Source organism: Alkalibacterium indicireducens (assembly GCF_039522005.1).
Lineage (GTDB): Bacteria > Bacillota > Bacilli > Lactobacillales > Carnobacteriaceae_A > Alkalibacterium > Alkalibacterium indicireducens.
Map to the genome: position 1 here is coordinate 19,976 of NZ_BAAADA010000116.1, position 21,305 is coordinate 41,280.

23 protein-coding genes and 1 pseudogene are annotated in these 21,305 nt (G+C 43.3%); 1 reads left to right on the plus strand and 23 read right to left on the minus strand.

Annotated features, from left to right (window positions below; genetic code table 11):
• Positions 1-76: 76 nt before the first annotated feature.
• Positions 77-1,446, minus strand: a pseudogene (locus tag ABFX15_RS07235) (DUF2254 domain-containing protein).
• 170 nt (positions 1,447-1,616) lie between these two features.
• Here ABFX15_RS07235 and ABFX15_RS07245 point away from each other — a divergent pair.
• A complete protein-coding gene (locus ABFX15_RS07245; protein ID WP_346024797.1) occupies positions 1,617-3,242 on the plus strand; it encodes a methyl-accepting chemotaxis protein in 1,626 nt (541 codons plus the stop codon).
• Between the two features lie 387 nt (positions 3,243-3,629).
• Here ABFX15_RS07245 and ftsE read toward each other — a convergent pair whose 3' ends face one another.
• From ftsE to fliG, 22 genes are all read right to left on the minus strand, one after another.
• Positions 3,630-4,349: a cell division ATP-binding protein FtsE gene (ftsE, locus tag ABFX15_RS07250; RefSeq protein WP_346024798.1), complete on the minus strand. Its 720-nt coding sequence runs from the start codon at positions 4,347-4,349 to the stop codon at positions 3,630-3,632.
• A 43-nt stretch (positions 4,350-4,392) separates the two neighbouring features.
• Positions 4,393-5,169 (minus strand): flagellar hook-basal body protein, encoded by a 777-nt coding sequence (locus ABFX15_RS07255; RefSeq protein WP_346024799.1) that lies wholly within the window; start codon positions 5,167-5,169, stop codon positions 4,393-4,395.
• A gap of 26 nt (positions 5,170-5,195) precedes the next feature.
• Positions 5,196-5,975: a flagellar hook-basal body protein gene (locus ABFX15_RS07260; RefSeq protein ID WP_346024800.1), complete on the minus strand. Its 780-nt coding sequence runs from the start codon at positions 5,973-5,975 to the stop codon at positions 5,196-5,198.
• Positions 5,968-6,684 (minus strand): sigma-70 family RNA polymerase sigma factor, encoded by a 717-nt coding sequence (locus ABFX15_RS07265; protein ID WP_346024801.1) that lies wholly within the window; start codon positions 6,682-6,684, stop codon positions 5,968-5,970. Before ABFX15_RS07265 ends, ABFX15_RS07260 begins: the two co-directional genes overlap by 8 nt.
• Before the next feature lie 14 nt (positions 6,685-6,698).
• Positions 6,699-8,777, minus strand: coding sequence for a flagellar biosynthesis protein FlhA (gene flhA / locus ABFX15_RS07270; protein WP_346024802.1), 2,079 nt, complete (start codon positions 8,775-8,777; stop codon positions 6,699-6,701).
• A 16-nt stretch (positions 8,778-8,793) separates the two neighbouring features.
• Complete coding sequence (locus ABFX15_RS07275; protein WP_346024803.1) at positions 8,794-9,864, minus strand: EscU/YscU/HrcU family type III secretion system export apparatus switch protein; 1,071 nt, start codon at positions 9,862-9,864, stop codon at positions 8,794-8,796.
• Positions 9,865-9,879: 15 nt separating this feature from the next.
• The gene (gene fliR / locus ABFX15_RS07280) at positions 9,880-10,641 is read right to left on the minus strand and encodes a flagellar biosynthetic protein FliR (RefSeq protein ID WP_346024804.1); all 762 of its coding nucleotides are present in this window, start codon (positions 10,639-10,641) and stop codon (positions 9,880-9,882) included.
• Positions 10,642-10,645: 4 nt separating this feature from the next.
• Positions 10,646-10,909: a flagellar biosynthesis protein FliQ gene (gene fliQ / locus ABFX15_RS07285; RefSeq protein WP_346024805.1), complete on the minus strand. Its 264-nt coding sequence runs from the start codon at positions 10,907-10,909 to the stop codon at positions 10,646-10,648.
• Between the two features lie 76 nt (positions 10,910-10,985).
• Entirely contained in the window at positions 10,986-11,651 is a 666-nt protein-coding gene (gene fliP / locus ABFX15_RS07290; RefSeq protein ID WP_346024806.1) for a flagellar type III secretion system pore protein FliP, read from the minus strand.
• Positions 11,648-12,064, minus strand: coding sequence for a flagellar biosynthetic protein FliO (locus tag ABFX15_RS07295; protein ID WP_346024807.1), 417 nt, complete (start codon positions 12,062-12,064; stop codon positions 11,648-11,650). Before ABFX15_RS07295 ends, fliP begins: the two co-directional genes overlap by 4 nt.
• 20 nt (positions 12,065-12,084) lie before the next feature.
• The gene (locus ABFX15_RS07300; RefSeq protein ID WP_346024808.1) at positions 12,085-12,573 is read right to left on the minus strand and encodes a flagellar basal body-associated FliL family protein; all 489 of its coding nucleotides are present in this window, start codon (positions 12,571-12,573) and stop codon (positions 12,085-12,087) included.
• On the minus strand, positions 12,560-13,372 hold the full coding sequence (locus ABFX15_RS07305; protein ID WP_346024809.1) for a flagellar motor protein MotB: 813 nt from the start codon (positions 13,370-13,372) through the stop codon (positions 12,560-12,562). The genes ABFX15_RS07300 and ABFX15_RS07305 overlap by 14 nt, the downstream gene beginning before the upstream one ends.
• A 33-nt stretch (positions 13,373-13,405) precedes the next feature.
• Positions 13,406-14,209 carry a motility protein A gene (locus tag ABFX15_RS07310; protein WP_346024810.1) on the minus strand — a complete coding sequence of 268 codons (804 nt, stop codon included), beginning with the start codon at positions 14,207-14,209 and terminating at the stop codon, positions 13,406-13,408.
• 3 nt (positions 14,210-14,212) lie between these two features.
• Positions 14,213-14,410, minus strand: a complete 198-nt coding sequence (locus tag ABFX15_RS07315) for a flagellar FlbD family protein (protein ID WP_346024811.1) — start codon at positions 14,408-14,410, stop codon at positions 14,213-14,215.
• Positions 14,411-14,485: 75 nt separating this feature from the next.
• The gene (locus ABFX15_RS07320; RefSeq protein ID WP_346024812.1) at positions 14,486-15,376 is read right to left on the minus strand and encodes a flagellar hook-basal body complex protein; all 891 of its coding nucleotides are present in this window, start codon (positions 15,374-15,376) and stop codon (positions 14,486-14,488) included.
• 78 nt (positions 15,377-15,454) lie between these two features.
• A complete protein-coding gene (locus ABFX15_RS07325; RefSeq protein WP_346024813.1) occupies positions 15,455-15,847 on the minus strand; it encodes a TIGR02530 family flagellar biosynthesis protein in 393 nt (130 codons plus the stop codon).
• A gap of 1 nt (position 15,848) precedes the next feature.
• Positions 15,849-16,274: a hypothetical protein gene (locus tag ABFX15_RS07330; RefSeq protein WP_091480955.1), complete on the minus strand. Its 426-nt coding sequence runs from the start codon at positions 16,272-16,274 to the stop codon at positions 15,849-15,851.
• A 15-nt stretch (positions 16,275-16,289) separates the two neighbouring features.
• Positions 16,290-17,711, minus strand: a complete 1,422-nt coding sequence (locus tag ABFX15_RS07335; protein ID WP_346024814.1) for a flagellar hook-length control protein FliK — start codon at positions 17,709-17,711, stop codon at positions 16,290-16,292.
• Positions 17,712-17,736: 25 nt separating this feature from the next.
• Positions 17,737-18,174, minus strand: a complete 438-nt coding sequence (gene fliJ, locus ABFX15_RS07340) for a flagellar export protein FliJ (protein WP_346024815.1) — start codon at positions 18,172-18,174, stop codon at positions 17,737-17,739.
• Between the two features lie 12 nt (positions 18,175-18,186).
• Positions 18,187-19,503: a flagellar protein export ATPase FliI gene (fliI, locus tag ABFX15_RS07345; RefSeq protein ID WP_346024854.1), complete on the minus strand. Its 1,317-nt coding sequence runs from the start codon at positions 19,501-19,503 to the stop codon at positions 18,187-18,189.
• A gap of 5 nt (positions 19,504-19,508) precedes the next feature.
• Entirely contained in the window at positions 19,509-20,318 is an 810-nt protein-coding gene (locus ABFX15_RS07350) for a FliH/SctL family protein (protein WP_346024816.1), read from the minus strand.
• On the minus strand, positions 20,269-21,264 hold the full coding sequence (gene fliG / locus ABFX15_RS07355; protein WP_346024855.1) for a flagellar motor switch protein FliG: 996 nt from the start codon (positions 21,262-21,264) through the stop codon (positions 20,269-20,271). Before fliG ends, ABFX15_RS07350 begins: the two co-directional genes overlap by 50 nt.
• Between the last annotated feature and the right edge of the window lie 41 nt (positions 21,265-21,305).

Below are 21,305 nucleotides of genomic sequence, written 5' to 3' on the forward strand. Positions count from 1 at the left end.
CTAGTAGTTATTATCGGATAGTTTTTCGAAAAGTTAAGACCATAATGTCTGATAGTTTGCATAGAAAAAGAGACGGTCAGACCGCCTCTTTACTATTATTTTCTTTAGTCTCATTTTCTTTTTTTGCTATGATGGTTTTTATCCGCACATAATCTTTTTCTATGATCATTAAATCGAATGATTCATTAAAGTTTTTTGAAGTCATATTATAAAGATAGTCATTGTACTCCTTAATGAATCCTAGATTATCCGGATGAGCAGAATAGACAATCGTTTTTACTGCTTCAAAAAGTGCATGAACACCGGAAATATCTTTCTGCATGTAGAACACAAGCTGCCAGTACCCTCTATAAAGGTCCTCAGAAAAATCATTATACCTATAAAAAACTTTACCTACATATGACTCAGGTGACTCATCTTTATCTTCCAGGGACTCATCTGATTCCCACATTATGACATATTTTCCTGGCAACGCTGCTAAGCGTTTTTCCAGAAGGGATTTGTAGTGCAGGATATGTATCGCTGTATTAGGATCATTGATACCTGGCGAAACAGCTCTTAAAGCAACTTCTGTAAGTTTCGTACGGCCATAGTCCGGGTCGTACATTGCAGACTTCTGTTCCTCATAACTAAAGCTTTGATTCACATTGTCGGTCAGCTGAAATATATCTTTGATATTCTTATTTGACCTGATCTCCACGACGGGTTCTCCTTCAGATACAAATTCCCCTACTCTAATTTTCACTTCAGCTAAGGATTCTATTTCATCAGCTATTAACTTCAATGAGTCGAAATGAATGTGTTCAATATAGGCGCTTTGATTGGCTTTAATCATGTAAGTGTACATATACTCTACTTCAGGCAGATGCTTTACTGTCCGGTAATCCTCTAAGCGTTCGATATAGTTCTCGTATACTGTTTCTGCTTCACTGTATAAATTGTGGATCAGTTTTTCAAGCTGTACATATTGCGAACTGGAGTATACAAAACGCGTAAACATAATTACTGCACCAAATGCATAGATTAAGGCTACGGTAGCTGATACAACTAAAAACTCATCTTCTGAACTTCTCATGAAAAAGAGAGAAGACAGACAATAGATGAACCCGCCTAAAAAGACACCTAGCGTCTGCATTGATACTCGGTTAAGTAGAAAATTCTCGGTAGCACGGGGCTGAAATTGGATGTGTAAAGCGTGACAATCGTCAGCATAGTCACAAAAGTAAAGGTTGCAACTGAGAATAGAGAACCTGCCAACAGACTGAGAATCTCCCTTGCCAGATCGACACTTGTTAAGGTCCACTCTGGAAAATACTCATTCAATGTAATTAGTCTCGTATCCAAGGAAATCACTAAGATTGCAAGAAGAAAAGAAAACAACACACTCCCGCCTAAAGTTAACCAAATCTTCGTTTCTTCCAGATTAAGGTTCCATTTTTCAATCATCGTTCATTCTCCTTTAAACTTCCATTCACTTATAAATAGCTTATGTTATGTATCAGTATACACGTCTTTATTTATATTTTTTACAGATTTGCTTAAAAACCTTTAATATAATCCGATAATAACATTTGTAATCAGCGGTTACTTTTAAATCTAATACGAGGGATGATGGAATGAATAAAAATAAGTTAATGGTTGGGTTAGCGAGTATTACATTCGGCTTGAATGTGCTCGTGCATGTTTTACACAGACAGTCTACAATTGATACTCACGCGCATGGAGGTGCCGGTCATGAATCTATTGGAATAGACGTTCCGACATATTACGGCATGGTAAATGGTCTCTTTTTCACTATTCCTCTGCTCCTTCTACTCATATCAATTTATCTATATTACTTTAAATCTAATTCCCTAATATTACCGGTGACAGTGACTCTCACGCTCACCTTGTCTGTTATCAGCATGATTATGGGAGGATTTGGAGCTGTTGAATATCATTTTGGAATCTTCATGGTAGTAGCCACTATGGCCTATTATAACTCGATTCCATTAGTTTTCTTGATGACTGGTATATTCGCATTTCAGCATCTGTTCGGCTATTTCTTTTTCCCAGCAACTTTCTTCGTCTATGGGCCAGGAAATTATTCCTTTGTCATGGTCCTTATCCATGCTGTATTTTTGTTATTGACTGCTGGTGCCGTTATCTGGCAGATAGCATCAAATCAGCAGCAAGTTAAGACTCTGGAAGCTATTAACAAAAACAGCGAAGAAACAATCCAGTCTATCATCAGCCAGCTGACAGATACTAGTTCTCAAGTCGACCGAACAGCTCGTCAGCTATCAGCAAACGCAAATGATACTCAGTTGAGTAGTGAAGAAGTCAAGTCTTCTCTATTGAGTATTCGCTCCGGTTCCGAAAAACAAGTTAATCAGACTATAAGTAGCCATGGCATACTAGATTCATTTTCCAGTTCGATAAAAGAAATCGAAGCCAATTCAAAAAATATAGTATCCTCTTCTAAAGTTATGACAACTGAATCTACTGAAGGGTTTGGCCTTGTTGAACAGACGACTGAAGATATGCATCGCCTGGCAGAGGCTTTTGAACAGGTCAACGTGATTGTCTCCTCTCTTGACTCGAGATCCAGTGAAATCAGCAGCATCATTACCGTTATCTCTGAAATTTCCGAAAAAACGAATCTGCTAGCATTAAATGCTGCAATTGAAGCTGCTCAGGCTGGTGCGGCAGGTAAAGGTTTTGCGGTGGTTGCTGAGGAAGTCAGAAAACTATCTACTCAAACTGATGAAGCAGTAAGTAAAGTCTCAGACATCGTCAGCACAATTCAGTCAGACAGTACTCTGGCAAGAGATTCAGTCAGTGACGGACAGGTTAAAATGGCAGACAGTCTCGATAGTGTCTCTAAAACAGAATTGAAGTTCAAGTATATTCTGGAAGCTGTAAAGACCCTTGACTCTGATATCAATAGAACTGCTTCTACATCGAAGGTCATTTCAGAGAACTCCAGACAAATTCTGCAGGCGCTCGATCTTATGCAGGAAATTGCTGAAGAAACGGCAGCCATTACTGAATCTACTGACAAACAATCAGATAGACAACTGCAGCTCATAAAAGACACAACAGAACTGGCTCGTTCTCTGGCTGGTGAAGTCGAAAAACTGAACCCGCTTATCGAAAGTCTTCAATTGAGTAAACAGGATCAGATAGAAGAAGTTACATTGAACGACGAACCTAAGCAACGTTCATTCTTCAGAAGAAAACCTGCCGCACATACTCTATAAATATGTCTATTAAAGGATTCTCCGAACGGGGATCCTTTTTACTGCGATGAATGGATGCATTTACAGGTTCTCTCCCTTGTGTGCTGGGTTCTGTTAGTGGTCGAGTCGCTCGGCTACGAGGATCTTAGTGATGAATGCCTCATATTAGTGGTTTATAACGGATTGGAGCATGCAGTTACGTCTTTAATGCCTCATATATAGGTTTTATAAGGCATTCATCAGTAATTATGAGTTGTGAATGGCTCATATATTGGACTTATGAGGCATTCATCTTCAACAGCACTTATAAAATGTAGAAACACGCTCCAGTGTTTCTTCTAAATGCAAAAAGCACGCGGAAGCAGTCAGGCTCGATCCTGGACATGCTTGCGCGTGCAATTATTTCTGTTAAACGACGTAAAATTCACCCATTGTATTATTCAATATCAGCAGGGTATGATTTTTAGACCGGTCACTCTTGACGATTCCGTTTTCAAGCCGGATCACTCGAGCAGGCATATGCTCGACAAAGCTGTAATCATGAGTAGACATGACAACTGTTGTACCAGATCTATTTATCTTGTGGAGAAGCTGAAGCATCTTGAGGCTGGTCCTCGGATCCAGACTGCCTGTCGGTTCATCGGCTATCAGCAGTTTCGGCTTATGTACAATGGCTCTAGCGATAGCGATCCGCTGCTGTTCTCCACCGGAACAATGTTCAGGCAGGTCGAGCTCCTTGTGCTTAAGACCTACCGTAGTCAAGGCTTCCATCACACGCTCTTCTATCTGATTTTCCTCAACTCCGGTCACTTCCAGCACATAGGCTACATTTTCATAGACCGTTTTATAGTCCAGAAGGTTGTACTCCTGAAATACAACACCGACCTCTCGTCTGAGGCGATACAGTTCATTCGACTTCAATCGGCTGACAATATAAGAGTCAAACACCACATGACCGTTCGTAGGTTTCACCTGACCATACAGATGCTTGAGTAAAGTCGATTTGCCTGAGCCACTTTTACCGATCAGATAGACGAATTCCCCCTGATCGATATCAATGGAGACATTTTTCAGTGCCTGAGTCTGGGTCTTATTATAATGCTTGGATACATTCATTAATCGGATCATCAGGGTGTCCTCCTCTAACTCGGAAAAGTTTTTCTTAGTTTAATTAAGTGAACTGATTGATCAGTGAGTATATTTCGTCTGTGCTCTGCATCACTTTTGAATTAAGCGAATAGGCACGCTGAGACATGATCATTTCCATCATGCTCTGAGCCAGGTCTACAGTGGATTCTTCCAGGTACCCGCTCATGATCGTACCGACGCCTCCCTGATCCGCATTTGAGATCAGCAGGTCAGCGCCTTCTGCCACTCGGTAAGTGTTGGTTCCTGCCGGTTCGATATCACTTGAGTTAGCGGGAAGAAATAGTGGAATCGAACCGACTACTGTCGACTGTCCGTTGACTAGGCTGAGTATGTCGCCATTTTTGTCGATGCTGACTGTTCCTCCTGCCCACTGGTCAGCCGGTACAGTCAAGTTAACTTCCAGCAAGTCCCCTCTGTCATTGACGAGCTGGTTTGTATCATTTAAATGAAAAGCGCCATCTCGTGTCAGCAGCCGTTCGTTGTCAGCATTACGGATCCCGAAGAACCCGTTTCCTCCAATAGCTAGATGATAGGTGTCTCCTGTATGAGCCAGCCCACCCTGGGTGTAACTGTCTTTCGTTCCGGCAATGCGCACTCCAGTATTCAGTGAAAGAGGATCGGCATTTTCAGATAACCTTACATCCTGTTCAGTCACCGCATTATGCATGAGCTCACTGAACTGAACATCCTTTTTCTTGAATCCAGTTGTATTGACATTTGAAATATTATGGGCAACATGGTTCATTCTATGCTGCTGCGACTGCAAGGCACTTTTAGAAATACTATATGGTATATTCACTAGCTCTCCTACCTCCCTTTATCAGATTATGTCCGTCCGACTTCCTGAGTCGCCCGTCTTAGTGTTTCATCGGCAGACTGCAGGACTTTCTGGTTGGCTTCAAATTCTCTCGAGATCTGTAGCATATCACTCATCACATCGACCATATTGACATTTGATGATTCCACGTAGCCCTGTTCGATCGTGAAGCCATTTCCTGCAGGTGCTCCGCCGTCACCTTGGAACAAAGTCCCACCAGCACTTGTCAGGCCGGTTGGATCATCAAACTGGGTCATGTACAGGAACTGTGGCACGTTACGGTCATTGGTATAGACAAAGCCATTATTGCTTACTGTGAATGCTTCTTCGAAATCAGTTCCCACCATGATCGGAGACATGCCGCCGTTCTGCTCGATTCCCATGACGAGGTATCCTTCCTGGGTGATCAGCTGTCCGTCGGCATTCACGGAAAAGTTCCCGTTTTTTGTATAAAGGAGTTCACCTGCATCATTTTGCACGGTGAAAAAGGCGTCGCCGTTGACAGCCAGATCAGTTTTGTGATCCGTCAGCTGCAGACCGCCTGATGAAAAGTTTCGTACGGCTTCGTCCAGCTGGTTGCCGAAGACAATTGATCCGACATCTCTGCGTCTATTCGATTCAGGCCCTCTAGTGTAATTATGTACATCTGTCTGTTCAGTGGTACTGGTCATCAGCTGCTGGGACTTGTAGCCTGGCGTCATCGTATTCGCTGCATTTGTCGCCAGATTTTTCTGTTTCTGGGTCAGGACATTGAAGCTCCCTGACACAGTATCTAGACCTCTAATCATGTGCATAGTCCTTTCTCATCACTTCTCTTAGTTTAAGGAGAGCTTTTCCGTGGATCTGGGAAACCCGCGGTGTTGAAATATCATAAATGTAGCCGACTTCTTTCATGCTCAGTTCTTCAAAGTAAATGAGCTGAAGAATCTGCTGTTCTCTTTCAGAAAGAGTCAGAATGGCTTCTTTCATGAAGGAAAGCTGCTCTTTTTTAATCAGTTTTTCTTCCGCTTGAACTGCCGATTCATCCTTCATGACTTCCATAATGTTCGTTTCACTGGACGAATCCTCGAATAGAATATCATCAAGGGAGACATCCGACAGCTGGTGAACCGTTTCATAAATCTTCTTCAGGTCAGTATCAGTGATACCCATCTGCTGACAAATTTCTTTTTCTGTCGGTGTTCTAAGCAAGGTCTGCTGCAGTGAATTGATGGCATCATAATACTCATTGACTGCCTTGATTTTATTGCGGGATACCCTGGATGTCTTTCTTATCTCATCGATGATAACACCTTTAATTCGCATGTAGGCATAATTGATAAAAGGGACATTTAAGGCATCATCATACTTCTCTATGGCTTTCATCAAGCCAATCACTCCGATATTGACCAGGTCTTCATGTTCGTATTCTTTGTTATTGATTTTCAGTCCGTGAACCACTTTATGTACAAGCGGCATATACTGCATGACCGTGTCGTTTCTCAGCTGCTCTTCCATGTTCTCCCTCCATTCTAATTCATGCTTACCATTCCAGTGCTCTCGATCGCACATTCATTAGGTATCTCATTTAATGACAGGACAGTCAGGTCCGGAAAATTGAACGACAGCAGGTTTCGCATCGCCGGTCTGATTTTAGGTGAAGTCAGCAGGACAAAAGGAATTCCTTGAGCAGTCAGCATGGCACTCTGCTGATTGATACTGTCAAACAGCTGATTGACTTCCTGAGGCTGCAGCACAGGTATCGATCCTTGCGTCGACTTCTGAATGCTTGACGCCAGACGTTCCTCGACTTCAGGGTGAACAGTCAGAACATTTAGTGTGTTCTGATCATCCATATGTTCTTTGACAATCGTCCGTTTAAGTGCCTGTCTGACATATTCCGTGAGTGTTTCATGATCTTTTGTCGTGTTGCCGTAATCGGCAAGCGTCTCCAGTATCGTAACTAGGTCGGTGATTGGCACACCCTCACGTAGAAGGCGCTGAAGGACTTTCTGAACGTCACCCAGCTGCAGGATATCAGGAATCAGTTCATCGATAACAACGCTGTAATGCTCTTTCAGCCCTTCGAGCAGTTCCTTGACTTCCTGGCGGCCTAACAGTTCATCCGCATTCTGCTTCATCACTTCTTTGACATGTGTAACTAGAACGGTTAACGGGTCAACCACAGTATAATCATGAAGCTCTGCAATTTCCTTGTTTTTCTCTGTTACCCAGAGCGCATCCAATCCAAAAGCAGGTTCTTTTGCGTCGATCCCGTCGATTTCCTCTTCCATCCCTCCTGGTTCAACGACCAAAAACATATCGGGATAAAGGGTCCCTTGGGCAACTTCATTTCCTTTTATCTTAATAACATAATCATGCTGCGCCAACTGCAGGTTGTCTCTTATACGGATGGGATTCAGAAGTATTCCCAGTTCATAGGAAAGCTGCTTACGAATGGCCGCGATCTGGTCGGTCATGCTGGATTCCTGATCTTCATTTGCCAGCGGAATCAGACCATAGCCAATCTCAACGGCAATACGGTCGACCTGAAACTGAGAAGCTGATTCCTCGACGGGTTCTGCCTCACGACTCGCTGCTGCCTGAAGGTTTTGAGCTGCAAGATCCTGTTCAGTGGCTTTCTGACTTTCACTGACAAGATAACCTGCGACGAACAAGCCAGTAGCTAATAGAATGAATGGGAAGAACGGAAAGCCAGGTGCCATGGCGAATACGACCATCAGAGTACCAACGATATACATGACCTGAGGTGTATGGAACAACTCCCCACCGATCGTATCTCCGAAGGCTTTTTCATTAGCTGTTCGGGTAACCAGGATACCGGAAGCGACTGATATCAGAAGCGAAGGGATCTGACTGACTAGACCATCCCCGATAGTCAGCTGACCAAAGTGAACCAGTGCTTCCCCTATCGTATAGTCCCCTTGAAGAGAATGAATGGCAATCCCACCAACCAAGTTGATCAGTGTGATAATGATTCCGGCAATGGCATCTCCTTTGACGAATTTACTGGCTCCGTCCATGGCACCGTAAAAGTTTGCTTCTTTTTCAAGGTTTGAACGTCTAAGTTTAGCCTGTTCTTCAGTAATCAGACCACTGTTCAGGTCCGCATCGATTGCCATCTGTTTACCTGGCATGGCATCCAGTGTGAAACGCGCCGATACTTCAGCGACTCGGCTGGCTCCGTTTGTAACGACTATCATCTGAACAACCACGATAATGATGAACAGGACGGCCCCTACAATGTAGTTATTCCCTGCAACGAAGCTTCCGAATGTATCAATGACTTGTCCGGCGTCTCCCTGACTCAGAATCAGACGGGTCGAACTGATATTCAGACCCAATCGAACCATTGTCGTGATCAGGAGCAAGGTCGGGAAACTCAGAAAGTCAAGTACAGAGTGCGTAAACAGAGTTAGTACGAGAATCGTTATGCCTAATGATATGTTCACGACTAAAAGGAAATCTAGTATAAATGTGGGCATTGGGATGATAATGATACCGATAATAGAGACGACGACAAAAGCAATGATTATATTTAAAGTGTTGGCTAGTGCCGCTTTACGTTTAGCTGCCATCGGGTTGTTCATAAGTACTCATCCTTTTTTATATCTTGTGTTTTCTGCTAGCTTCTGCCTGGAAGATCAGTGCAAGAATTTCTGCGATTGCTTCATACATGTCAGTAGGTATTGGATCCATTGGTTCAACTTGTTTATATAGAGCTCTTGCGAGCGGTTTGTTCTCAATAATCGGTACGTTTTCCTGCCTGGCAAGTTCTCTCATCTTGAGTGCCATTTGGTCCTGACCCTTGACTAAGACGACTGGTACCTGATCTTTTGTCTGGTCATAACGCACTGCAATAGCAAAGTGAGTCGGGTTGGTGATTAGAACAGTTGATTCAGCGACGTCTTTTATATTTCCAGCTAGCATATCTCTGTAGCGCGCTTTACGCTGAGATTTAACCTGAGGGTCCCCTTCCATTTCCTTGTACTCATCTTTGATTTCCTGCATGGACATCATCAAGTTCTTCTTATGGTCGTACCTCTGATAGACATAATCCAGTATGCCGAGTATGGCCATGAAAACGGCCAGCTGAAAAGCCAGCTGACTGACCAGCTCGATCATTAGAGGAAAGATGGCAAAGGAACCTACTCTACCGGCATTCAAGATGACAACAGCTGACTGATAAAGTGTATAGACTGTAAACCCTACGACAATAAACAGTTTCATCAAGTTCTTCACCAGTCCGAACAGTGCCTTTTTACCAAAGATATTCTTGAAGCCACTGATTGGATTGATTTTGCTAAAACTAGGTTTTAAGGGTTCTTTCGTAAAGAGAAAACCTACTTGAACCATATTTCCAACAACTCCAGTGAAAAAGGCGATGCCTAGAAATGGTGCAGCTAGAACGATGAACCAGATGATGGCATTCATTCCCATTGCAGGCAGTTCATGAACCACCCGTGCCGGATCATTCCCGAAACGAAGGGATTGCTGCAGATAGACATAGGCTCGTTGAAGGACATACATGGCCAGAGCAGTAAAGCCTAAAGCAAAAAGTCCGAATGATATAGCCGAAGACAAATCCTGACTTTTCGGCACCTGTCCCTTCTTCCTCGCTTCACGGAGTTTCTTTAGGGTGGGTTTTTCTGTTTTTCCGTCTTTATCTGCCGCCATCAGTCATCGCCTCCTTTACTGAAGAGAATACAGCCATTCGTTCATATATCTGATCATATCCGGGAACAGGTCCCCTATGTTTCTCATGAGTAGTGGTAAAAAGAAGAACATGAATATCAGACTCACCAGTGTTTTCATCGGCATCCCCAGTATCAGTACGTTGATCTGAGGAACTGTTCTGGATATCAGAGCAAGGGTTAACTCAGAAAGCAAAGCGACGATTATAAGTGGGATAGCAAGTGAAATGGCTGCGGCAAACAGATGGCCGAACAGTCGTACGATGCCTTCTAGACCAATATGTGTAAGCATCACTTGATCCGTACTGATTGGTGCCCAGGTAAACGATTCAACCAGTGTTGTAATGACCTGATGATGTATGTTCGCTATGAAAAAAATCATGATCGAAATCCAATAATAGATCCGTCCATAATAGGATGCGTTGACTCCTAGAGATGGATCATATATTGCGCCCATAGAGAATCCGACCTGAAAGTCTACGAGGGTGCCGGCAATCTCTACTGCCGTAAAAAACAGCAGCGTAATATAACCAAGTGCCATACCGATAAGCAGTTCTCTAATTCCCAGCAGCAAAAAATCTCCCATGGCCAGTTCAGCTGTAATCGCTGGAACAGCACCTATCACAGGTAGCGCTAATCCGGTCGACAGTGCCACTTTACTGACAGTCGGAAAGGACGAGTGTGAAAATCCTGGGCTGATCGAGATGAATACGGTCAATCTGATCATGATCAATAGAAATTGCTGTACTTCTCCTGTCATGCCATCACAATCCTGCGATGATCGAGAAGAGTCGATCCGTGAAAGCCACTAGTGTATTCAGCATGAAATTCCCGAGAAGGACCAGTGTCAATAAGATTGCAAAAAGCTTGGGCACAAAACTCAACGTCTGTTCCTGTATCTGAGTCGTTGCCTGTATAATACTGATGACCAGTCCGATTACCAGTGCAGTGATGAGTACCGGTCCACCTACTCTGATGAGGACCAGGAATGCATCCTGCAGGACATCTAAAACATTTTGTGTTGACATATGTATATCCTTTCCATTTTACATCTCAGCTTGGTACAACCGATCACATTTGCAATGAGTTTACGAGAACTTTAATTTAATAAAAACTTCCAATAAGTGACTCGACCACCAGATACCACCCATCAACCATAACGAACAGCAGAAGCTTGAATGGCAGTGAAATCATCACTGGTGAAAGCATGAACATCCCCATGGACATCAAAATACTTGCTACAACGATATCGATGACGAGAAACGGAATGAAAATTAGAAAGCCAATGGTAAAGGCTGTCCGTAGTTCACTGATTGCAAAAGCCGGAATGACCGTGAATAACGATAAATCTTCCGGATCTTCAGGGAAATCGTCACCGCTCAGCTGAACGAAGAGTTCCAGATCAGTTGTCCGTGTCTGGTCGAGCATGAACGTCTTGATCGGTTCCTCTGCAATATCCAGCGATTCTTCTCTGGTAATTTCTCCCGCCAGCATTGGCTGCAAGGCCTGCTCGTTTACTTCCTGATACACTGGACGCATGACGAATACTGACAGAAAGAGAGCCAGACCGATCAGCACCTGGTTTGGTGGACTCTGCTGTGTTCCTAAAGCATTTCTTGTAAATGACAGCACAATTATTGTTCGTGTAAAGCTTGTAGTCAGTACCAGAAAGGAAGGAATCAGTGCAATCAGAAAAAGCAGAAGATATAAGTTGACGACTTCAGACGTGTCGTTAGTCAGCGCCAAAGCGTCTACCAGATTTTCTGTCATGTCTTGTGTGTTCCTTTCTTCTGAAACTCTGTGTACTGTTTCTTCCACTTCTTGATATATGTAGTGAGCGTGGCCGCCCTCTTACTTGATAATGAAGCGACTTGACTCGTCAGCTGTCCTGCTTCTTGACTGTGCTGCTTCTTAGCCAGACGCTGCTGGATCGCTTCCTTTTCTTCATTAGTAAATGTCTTGATGACCTCATTAGAGGTTTCGGAAATACTCATCAGCATGTATTCCGACTCGACTTGAACAATGCAGAGAGAAGAAGATTTGGAAACCTGCACCCGCTCGATTATTTTTATGACTTGGCTCGATGGCTGCTGGATGCCGTTTAGTTTCTTCAGCAAGAAATTAGCTAAAAACACAATCACAACCAAAGCTGTAATCATCTGGAAAATATCCATTATATCCATTTCCTCATCTCCTCTCTCTCTTATTTTTGAATCAGGATATTCGTCACATAGACGTCTTCTATCAGTTCATTACCCAAAGACTGATTGATTCTGTCCTTAATCTGATCCTTGACGATGAACTCCCCGTCTTTTTCTTCCATAATAGTTGATACTGACTGGCTGGATACAACGTGAATCACTGCATCTCTTACTTTTGCGATATCGGTAGCGATTATTTCTGATGCGTCATCATCCATACTCGTGACAGTGATCTCCATTCTGACGATCGGCTGACTTCGAGCTGTTTCCCCTTTAACATTTACTATAAATTCATCAAGTGGGATGGCAATCTCGGTCGCCTGTGCTTCATTTAACGACCTGAAGCGGCTCATCAGTGATTCCTCTCCTGGTTCACCAAAGACTGTGATTCCTATTCCCATACCAGCTACAAGGACAATCACCCCAGCTACGATCCCTATCACTAAGTTTCTTACTTTTTTCTTTTTCGACTGTTCACTATTCTGTGCCACTTGGAACTTCCTCTCTGTCATCATGAACAATTACAATGTTAACCCGACGATTAAGCGCCCGGTTCGCTGCCGAATCATTCGGTACGATCGGCCTGTATTCCCCGTACCCACGGGCAGACAAGCGAGTTGGTTCAATGTCATGATTTTCGTACAAATATCTTAATACGGTCACTGACCTGGCTACGGACAGTTCCCAGTTCGTTTCGAATCTTCCTCCACCCGTTGGAACATCATCTGTGTACCCTTCGATAATAACTTCATTGTCAAAGAGCTCGAACAGTCCTGACAGACGACTCAACGTTTCCTGCCCATTATCTTTCAGGTCGGCCAAGCCAGAGTCAAACATGATGGCTTCCTGGATATCTATATAGACACCTTCCTGATCTCTTGATAAGGTGACATCAGCTTCAAGTCCTTCTTCTTCGAGAAAAAGATTAACGGTGTCATATAATTCAAGAACTTGTTCAGGAACATAGTTCGGGTCTATAGGTGTTTCTTCTGCTGAAACTTCTTCCGGATCCATACCCTCATATTCATTGAGGTCGCCATACTCTTCAAAATCCAGATCTCCAACGGTCTCTCCGCTGTTATCCAGAATTGAATCACTGCTGCTTCCAGCAATAGCTATACGCAGCGATTCTGCTGCTTCTCTAAAGCGTTCTTCATTTACCATAGACATTGAAAACAGTAAAATAAAGAATGTTAAAAGCAAAGACATTAAGTCAGAAAAGGTTGTCATCCATGCAGGGGAACCCGCTGCTGCTTCTTCTTTTTTAACTTTAGTTCGTTTCCTAGCCATCTTTTTCTCCTAACCTTAATACATATCAAAATCTTAAAATTCTTGAGCTACTTCTACAGATTTTTGCTCTTCTTTTTTTCTTTTCTTGTCAGTCTGAGACAAAAAGCTCTGAAGTTTCTGTTCAATTACTCTAGGGTTGTCTCCTCTTTGAAGAGCCAAAACCCCTTCAACAATCATTTCATTCGTTTTCATTTCATTGGCCGTCTGAATTTCCAGATTTTTTGCAATCGGCAGAAAGACAATATTAGCCAGAAGACTCCCATAAAAAGTAGTTAGTAAGGCAGTAGCCATTCCTGAACCAATCAAAGCAGGATCCTGCAGGTCTCCAAGCATGGCAATCAGTCCGATCAAAGTTCCAATCATACCAAAAGCAGGAGCATACTCTCCCCATTTAATGAATACTTGCTGGCCAACAGAGTGTCGATCTTCAGTTTGTTCCAATTCTACGTTTAAAATTTCTTCAATCGTATCGATATCTGTTCCATCTACAACCATTTCCAGTCCATGGATCAAAACAGGATTATCAAGATCTTTAATCTCATTTTCAAGAGCCAGTATGCCTTCTGTGCGACTCTTTTTAGCTAAATGAGTTAGCGTTTCAATCAATCCCCAGCGATTTTCATCCGGTGCAAACATGAGCATTTTCAATAATGCAGGAACTTTTTTTAATGTGCTTAATGGAAAACTGATCATGATGGCTGATAAAGACCCAACAAACGTTATAATTAAAGAAGGTCCATCAAAGTATCGAAGCAAGGAACCGTCAGCTGCCATTGAGGCAAATATTAATCCGAGACCTACTACTAACCCAATAACGGGTAATAAATTTCGTTTCACTTCTTACACTCCCATCGATGACTGATAAATTTTTTGTTTAAATACTATTACTTTTTCGGCAATTTCTTCAGGTGTATCCAATACTCTAAGTGTTTTATGATCCACAAGAGTAATCAGCGTATCAAAATCCCGTTCTATTTTTAATATACAATCATTGTTCAGGTAAAATTCTTTTCCTGAAACTGTTCTTAACGCAATCATATTAAGCCTCTTTTCAGTCTGATTAAGTAGTCAGGACGGTAAGCCATTAATCGGTTATCCGTCCCGGCTTATCAATTAACGTTTCAGGTTGATCAGTTCCTGCAGCATCTCATCTGACGTAGTAATGCTTCGGCTGTTGGCCTGGAAAGCACGACTCGCAACAATCATTTCTGTAAACTCTGTTGCCAGATCGACGTTTGACATTTCCAAAAATCCAGAACGAACGACACCGAATCCGTCATCAGAAGGTCCACCAAACTGAGGAACACCTGAGTTAGCAGATTGGTTATAGATATTCTCTCCTGCTTTTACAAGGCCATCCGGGTTGGAGAAGTTTGAAAGGGCGATTCGTCCAATGACATATGCATTCCCATCGCTGTACGTTCCAAGAATAGTCCCGGTACTGTCAATACTGAAGCCCTGTAAAGTTAAGCCGTCTCTGACCTGAGGGATAGATAGTGCTGTCAGTCCGCCTTGAAGACTAGTATCCTGGTTGTAAGAATCAGCAGGTACTAATTCTCCATTAGCTGCTGTATATCCCATCAGACGGAAACCGTTTGATGTCGTAAGATTTCCTTCATTATCAGTATAGAATCCGCCGTCACGCGTGTACTGCATCAGTCCACTTTGACCACCATCCTGGCTGACAACAAAAAATGAATTGTCCCCGTTTTGAATACCGAAGTCAAGTGCACGTCCGGTAAACTGAAGTGAACCACCTTGCATCATCATGTCAGTCGCTGCAACTTGTGTTCCGAGTCCCACCTGCTGAGCATTTATTCCGCCTCGGCCGTTATTGTTCGGGCCTTGCGCATTGGCATTAGTCTGAGAAATCATATCCTGAAAACGGACACGCTGGGATTTAAATCCCGTTGTATTCACATTAGCGATATTGTTAGCTATAACGTCCATTTTAGTTTGCTGGCCTTTCATTCCTGTAATACCTGAGAACATTGAATTTAACATGTGATTTCCTCCATTTTTAAACGTTTCTGAATCGGTCGGTCATCAGAAAAAAGCGTCTTTTCAGTCCGGCTTTTACGTTTATCTATTTTTGTTTATCTGTATTGCGCTGTCTATATTAGTGACATCATTCATTTCGTTTGCTTTTAATGCAGTTATAACTGTTTTATTCTTGATGCTGGCAATGAGAGCCAGATCATCGTAGAGAATCAGTGACTGCCTGGACCCTTTTGCCTCAAGCGTTTCAACAGCCTCTTCCAGTAAATGTAAATCATTCTGGTTCAGTTTGAAGCCGTGCTGATCGAGACGCTTCTGAGCATGATTCGAAAAGGTCACACCTTCAGTGAGGGTACTGCTTTCTCTGATAGCTTCTTTCATAAATGACTGGAAAGCAGGATCTATTCTGCGATCAGATATGTCTTTATGATTGTTGACAGGTTTAATCGGGTGATTTCCTTGTATGGGCTGTACCATCTTACTGGCTCACCTCGATGACATCGTTCATCTGATATAACTTTCCGTTTACCATTAAAGTGGCGTAGCCTTCATCGAATCTGACTTTTTCTACAGCTCCTTTTACAAGCTGGTCTTCTTTGCCGGCTATGGTTACCTGTTTTCCGACCAGGCTTAGTGCCTGCTGCTGCTGGTTCATCAGCATACTCGTCTGCATGGTGTCGTTCAAATCATTAACAGCGTTCAGCATACCGAACTGGACCATTTGTCCAATATAATCTGTCTCAGAACCGCCGCCGCTTCCCTGTCCGTCAAATGAAGGCATACTCATGGCATTTGCTATGATATATAAAAACTGCTCCATATCAAGATCAGAATTCTGACGTGTCTCTGCTTCTGGCTGGATCGACTTTAAAGATCCGATCATCATATTTGATGGAATAGTCATGATCTGCTCCTTTTCTTATGCATATAAATTTAGTCCTGTTCTCTCAGTTTCTGAGTCAGTTCCATTATCTTTTTCTTCATTACTTTCTTTTACAAGTCGACTATCGTATGACGTTTGTGAAGCACTTGATGACTGCTGCTGTGACTGCTGATTAAACTGCTGACCGGATTGTGCAAATGTGTCTGCATTCTGATTGAAAACGGCAGATGGTTCCACAACTGAAAACTCAAACTGATTCATAAAGATACCCTTCGTTTCCAGCGGCAGTTTCAACTGATTCCATTGCTTCTCCATCCACTCTTTTGATTCTTCAGAGCTGAAAACAAGCTGGCCACTTATCCCATCTTTGGTATAAATCAGTTCAATTTTTACTTCTCCTAAAGTTTCTGGAGTAAGAGTTAAAGTAGAGTTATAAATCTTTTCTCCACTTTTTTCTGTACTGACAGTCATCAGCATCTCACTTATCACCTCAAGACTCTGTTCCTGAGTTACTGGTGTTGATGGCTGTGCCTCGACTTTCGGGCTGTCCTTGACTATCTGTTTATCTGTAGATGCTATTTGAGAAAGGTTCTGTTCTAAAGACTTCATATCGATTGAACTATTCTGAGTGTCAGACTCTTTTACAGAAGAATTTATAGTTGGTTCAAAAATCAAATCTTTTTCTTGGCCTTCCATATCTTCTGTGGAGTTTTCTGACTGCACCGTCATTCTTTCTAATGAATCATTTTTCTGTTCTCGTGCACCTTCTAGATTGCTATCAAAGTCAGACGGATTTTTCCGTGCCGCTGTCTGTTCATACTCGACTGAACTAGTTTTAGAAGATATAGAGTCAATTGATGTTAATTCATTATTATCATCTACTTGCTTATTATCTGAATGAGCTGGCTTAGATGCGTCATTAAAAGCATCCTTTGCAGATTCTTCAAGTCTTTGAGTGCCGTTCAGCGATATATTTTCTGTCTCTACATATTGAATGTTTTCACCAGTACCTTCTTCTATTAAGATATCCACTTCTTTATTTAAGACAGAAGGATCTTCATTAATCTGTGAACCAGTTAAATCTGACTGTGAAATCGTACTGATTACTTTGGGAGTATTCAGTACCTCTTGAGTATCACTTTCTTCAATGGTTTGATTATGTAGGGCAGTGATACCTAATTCGACAGGCAGCTCTTCCAGACCTTGATGAAGTCTGACGAAAGGATGAATGAGTGTAAAATCTACTTCTTCCTCTTCTGTAAGATCCTCGATTTCTTCAGATTCAAGCGGTGTCTGGGACGATTCACCTTTTAAATCCTTAGAGTCCTGAGTGCCTTTCTGGGTAGAAAATTTTTCCATTTTTTTAGAGAAAAGCGTCTGATCCACATCAGAAGATTCATTATTTTTAACACTGAGTGTCTTTAAATGGGTTAAGGCTGCGATTTCTATCGTATTCACCTCCCTTCACTGTCACTTATGTAATTTAAAACAGGGATGGTCTGCCGTAAGTCAGGGTGGTCAGTTCATCCAGCTGGGACTGTTCTTTTTTCTTTTCTTCTTCCTTAAAGCGGTAATGTTCTTTTTCATCCAGTTTCTGCATGACCTTCTTGTCTCTATGGGCTAGCTGGAGACCGAGTCTAGCTTGTTCAAGCTCCTGCTCCGCTTTCTGTAGAGACAGGCGCTGCCTGATGATTTTGTCATCAAGCAGGTCTTTGTATAGACTGTGACGTTTCAGATGATCGATGCTGCTTTTAAACAGGTTCTCACTTTTAAGTCGTCTGCTTTCAGACACCATTTTGTCAAGTCTGGCCTGCTCCATTAGGACGGCATCTTCTTTTTCCTTCACGACCCGCTGGGCTTCTTCTTCCAGGTCTTCCCGCCAGTCGAGTACTTTTTCCATTGAAAAACGGTAATTCTGCATTCAATCTACTCCTTATCTTATCGGCTGATTATTCAGAACAGCTCGCATAGCCTGAACTGTGTCTTCAAAGTCATACGATTCTGACGTCTTCTGTTTTAAGAATGATTTGATTGGCTGGTTCAGTCTGATCGCCTGGTCAACAATCGGATTGGACCCCTGCTGGTAAGCACCCACGTCGATCAGGTCTTTGGATTCTCTATAAGTGGCCAGGTTTTCTCTTATTTTGCCTGCCGTTTCATCATGACTGTCTGAGACGAGTTCTTTCATTAATCGACTGAGACTGTTTTGAATGTCGATTGCCGGATAATGGTTCTCTGAAGCGATTTGTCTGGAAAGGATAATATGCCCATCCAGAATCCCTCGAACAGAATCCGCAATCGGTTCATTCATGTCGTCACCCTCAACCAGTACTGTGTAGAAAGCCGTGATTGATCCTGATTCGGCGTTTCCGCTACGTTCCAGAAGCTTTGGCAGAACCGTGAAGACGGAAGGCGTATATCCTTTAGTGGTCGGCGGTTCGCCAGTAGCCAGACCGATTTCACGTTGTGCCATAGCGACACGAGTAACTGAATCCATCATGAGGACAACTTTCTTACCCTGGTCTCTGAAATATTCGGCGATTGCAGTTGCAACGTATGCGCCTTTAAGTCTGACTAGTGGAGGCTGATCGGACGTGGCTGCGACGACGACGGATTTCTTGTAGCCTTCTGGACCAAGGTCATTTTCAATGAACTCCAGAACCTCCCGGCCACGTTCCCCGATCAGTCCGATAACGATCACATCAGCGTCGCTGTATCTGGCCATCATGCCCAGGAGTGTTGATTTACCGACACCGGATCCGGCGAAAATCCCCATCCTCTGTCCTTCGCCAACAGTCAGCATGCCGTCGACCGCTTTAACACCGGTCTGCATGATCGTATTGATTCTTGGCCGCTTAAAGGGATCTGGTGAGGCCCGGTTCACATCATAAGTTGCAGTGTTTTCCAAAGCGTCCTGACTCAGTGGCCGGCCCAGTCCATCGAATGTTTTGCCCAGCATATCGGGACTTACTTCTATTTTAAGTGCTTTTCCAGTAGGCCGAACAAGACATCCGGGACCGATGCCGTCCAGATCATCCAGAGGCATCAACAGAACCGTTTCATCGACGAATCCAACGACCTCACTTAATACCGTCTTCGATCGGGACTTGATTTCGATCTCACAGACTTCACCAATAAAGGCGTCAAGACCATCGACTTTTATTATCAGTCCTATGACCTGGCTGACTTTCCCGTGCTTCAGTGCCACGGCCTTTTTATTCAACGTTTCATGATATAACTCGAATGGAATATCGATCAATTCATCTCACGTTCTCTTTCTTTCATCTCTTCCACCATAGTTTCCAGCTGTTTTCTGACTTGAAGATCTACAACTTTATGTGCACTTTCAACGATACAGCCCAACGGGTCGATATTGTCATCTCCAAAAACGACAAATCTGACACCTGGATAATTCTTCTCCAGCATAGGCAGGCGTTCTCTCAACTCTTTCCTCTTTGAAGAATGCACAGTCAGACTGACGTAATCCTCTTTCCGGTCAAGCTGATGAAGGACTGGATGGACCAGTTCCATAATCCCGTCCGGCGTCAGGTCAAGCTGTTCCTGAACGATTTTCTGAGCCATGTGGATCGCAAGCGAAAGCAGGCTGTCTTTTTTATCCTGAATATACTCTTCAATATTAAGCTGAGCTTCTGTGATCATGGCTCTTGCCTGACTCATCAGCTCCTGGCTGTCCGCTTTTCCTTTTTCGAACCCCTGGGACTGTCCTTCCCTAAATCCTTGTGTAAAGCCGTCATTTCGACCGGCTTCGAATGCTTCCCGATACGCCTCTTCTTTCAGACGGGCGATTTCTTCTGCAGCTTCCTGAATCATGATCTCTTTTTCAGTCTGTGCTTTTTGAATAAGCTGAGAACTCTTCTGCTTAGCCTGGGCCAGTTCATCAGCGGCTTCCTGATTATAGCCTTCGTACTCTTCAGCCTCTTCTTCGTACTGATAAGCTGTATCAATGATCCAGTCGCTGTCCTGTCTTGCGTTTGCCTGAACAGATTTAATAATCCTACTCGATGATGGCATCTTGATCGCCTCGCATAATGTAAATTTCCCCATACTCATCTAAACGGCGGATAACCGTGACCACATTCTGCTGGGCTTCTTCAACCGCAGACAGACGGGCAGGTCCCATGAACTGCATATCCTCTTTAAGGGTTTCCACTGCCCTGGTGGACAAGTTGTCAAAAATAAAGTCACGCAGCTCGTCGGACACCCCTTTGAGCGCCAGGACAAGATCGTCGTTGCTGACTTCTCGAAGAACCTTTTGAACATCGCTCTTCTGTAAAGAGATGATATCTTCGAAAGTAAATAGACTTGCTTTAACTTCTTCAGCCAGTTCAGGCTGACGTTCTTCCAGTTCACCGACGATGGCTTTCTCAGTAGTACGGCCGACCTGGTTGAGGATTTCGACCAGTGTCGATACACCTCCGACATTTTCAGTGTCGTTTTCAATATATGTAGAGAATTTACTCTCAATGACCTTTTCAATTTTTTCGATCACAGCTGGGGATGTACTGGTAATCGTACCAATACGTTCTGCGATTTCCGACTGTTTTTCAGGGGGGAAGTTAATCAGAATCTGAGCCGCTTTATCCGGCTGCATATAACAGAGGATCAGTGCGACTGTCTGTGGCTGTTCGCCTAAAAGCAGGTTAGTCAGCTGGGCAGGGTCGGCTTTTCGAGCGATGTTGAATGGCCGCTCCCTCAGTTGAATCTGGTTCAGCATGTCAATGACTTCTTTCGCTCTCTGAGTCCCTAAGGCCTTATTAAGCAACGTTTTGGCATAATCGAAGCCTCCATCAAGAATATATTCTCTGGCCTGGGACATTTCCAGATACTCATTAATGATGTCTTCTCTTTCCTTCTGACTGACGTGATCGATATTGGCGATCTCATAGCTGACTTTTTGTATAAACTTATCCGGCAGCTGTTTCATGATCTGCGCTGAGGTTTCAGGCCCCAGCGAGATCATAAATATAGCTGCTTTGCGTATGCCGTCCATTTCTTTAGAGGATGCTAATTTTTCAGTTGTTTCAGCCAATT

Excerpts from the sequence above, each read along its gene's own strand:
- fliR (WP_346024804.1), bottom strand. The coding sequence starts at position 10,641 with ATGACAGGAGAAGTACAGCAATTTCTATTGATCATGATCAGATTGACC.
- ABFX15_RS07305 (WP_346024809.1), bottom strand. The coding sequence starts at position 13,372 with ATGGCTAGGAAACGAACTAAAGTTAAAAAAGAAGAAGCAGCAGCGGGT.
- fliP (WP_346024806.1), bottom strand. The coding sequence starts at position 11,651 with ATGACAGAAAATCTGGTAGACGCTTTGGCGCTGACTAACGACACGTCT.
- ABFX15_RS07315 (WP_346024811.1), bottom strand. The coding sequence starts at position 14,410 with ATGATTGCGTTAAGAACAGTTTCAGGAAAAGAATTTTACCTGAACAAT.
- fliG (WP_346024855.1), bottom strand. The coding sequence starts at position 21,264 with ATGGACGGCATACGCAAAGCAGCTATATTTATGATCTCGCTGGGGCCT.
- fliQ (WP_346024805.1), bottom strand. The coding sequence starts at position 10,909 with ATGTCAACACAAAATGTTTTAGATGTCCTGCAGGATGCATTCCTGGTC.
- ABFX15_RS07320 (WP_346024812.1), bottom strand. The coding sequence starts at position 15,376 with ATGTTAAATTCAATGTTCTCAGGTATTACAGGAATGAAAGGCCAGCAA.
- ABFX15_RS07330 (WP_091480955.1), bottom strand. The coding sequence starts at position 16,274 with ATGACTATTCCATCAAATATGATGATCGGATCTTTAAAGTCGATCCAG.
- ABFX15_RS07260 (WP_346024800.1), bottom strand. The coding sequence starts at position 5,975 with ATGATTAGAGGTCTAGATACTGTGTCAGGGAGCTTCAATGTCCTGACC.
- ABFX15_RS07245 (WP_346024797.1), top strand. The coding sequence starts at position 1,617 with ATGAATAAAAATAAGTTAATGGTTGGGTTAGCGAGTATTACATTCGGC.
- ABFX15_RS07295 (WP_346024807.1), bottom strand. The coding sequence starts at position 12,064 with ATGGATATAATGGATATTTTCCAGATGATTACAGCTTTGGTTGTGATT.
- flhA (WP_346024802.1), bottom strand. The coding sequence starts at position 8,777 with ATGAACAACCCGATGGCAGCTAAACGTAAAGCGGCACTAGCCAACACT.
- ABFX15_RS07275 (WP_346024803.1), bottom strand. The coding sequence starts at position 9,864 with ATGGCGGCAGATAAAGACGGAAAAACAGAAAAACCCACCCTAAAGAAA.
- ABFX15_RS07325 (WP_346024813.1), bottom strand. The coding sequence starts at position 15,847 with ATGGTACAGCCCATACAAGGAAATCACCCGATTAAACCTGTCAACAAT.
- fliJ (WP_346024815.1), bottom strand. The coding sequence starts at position 18,174 with ATGCAGAATTACCGTTTTTCAATGGAAAAAGTACTCGACTGGCGGGAA.
- ftsE (WP_346024798.1), bottom strand. The coding sequence starts at position 4,349 with ATGATCCGATTAATGAATGTATCCAAGCATTATAATAAGACCCAGACT.
- ABFX15_RS07350 (WP_346024816.1), bottom strand. The coding sequence starts at position 20,318 with ATGGGGAAATTTACATTATGCGAGGCGATCAAGATGCCATCATCGAGT.
- ABFX15_RS07265 (WP_346024801.1), bottom strand. The coding sequence starts at position 6,684 with ATGGAAGAGCAGCTGAGAAACGACACGGTCATGCAGTATATGCCGCTT.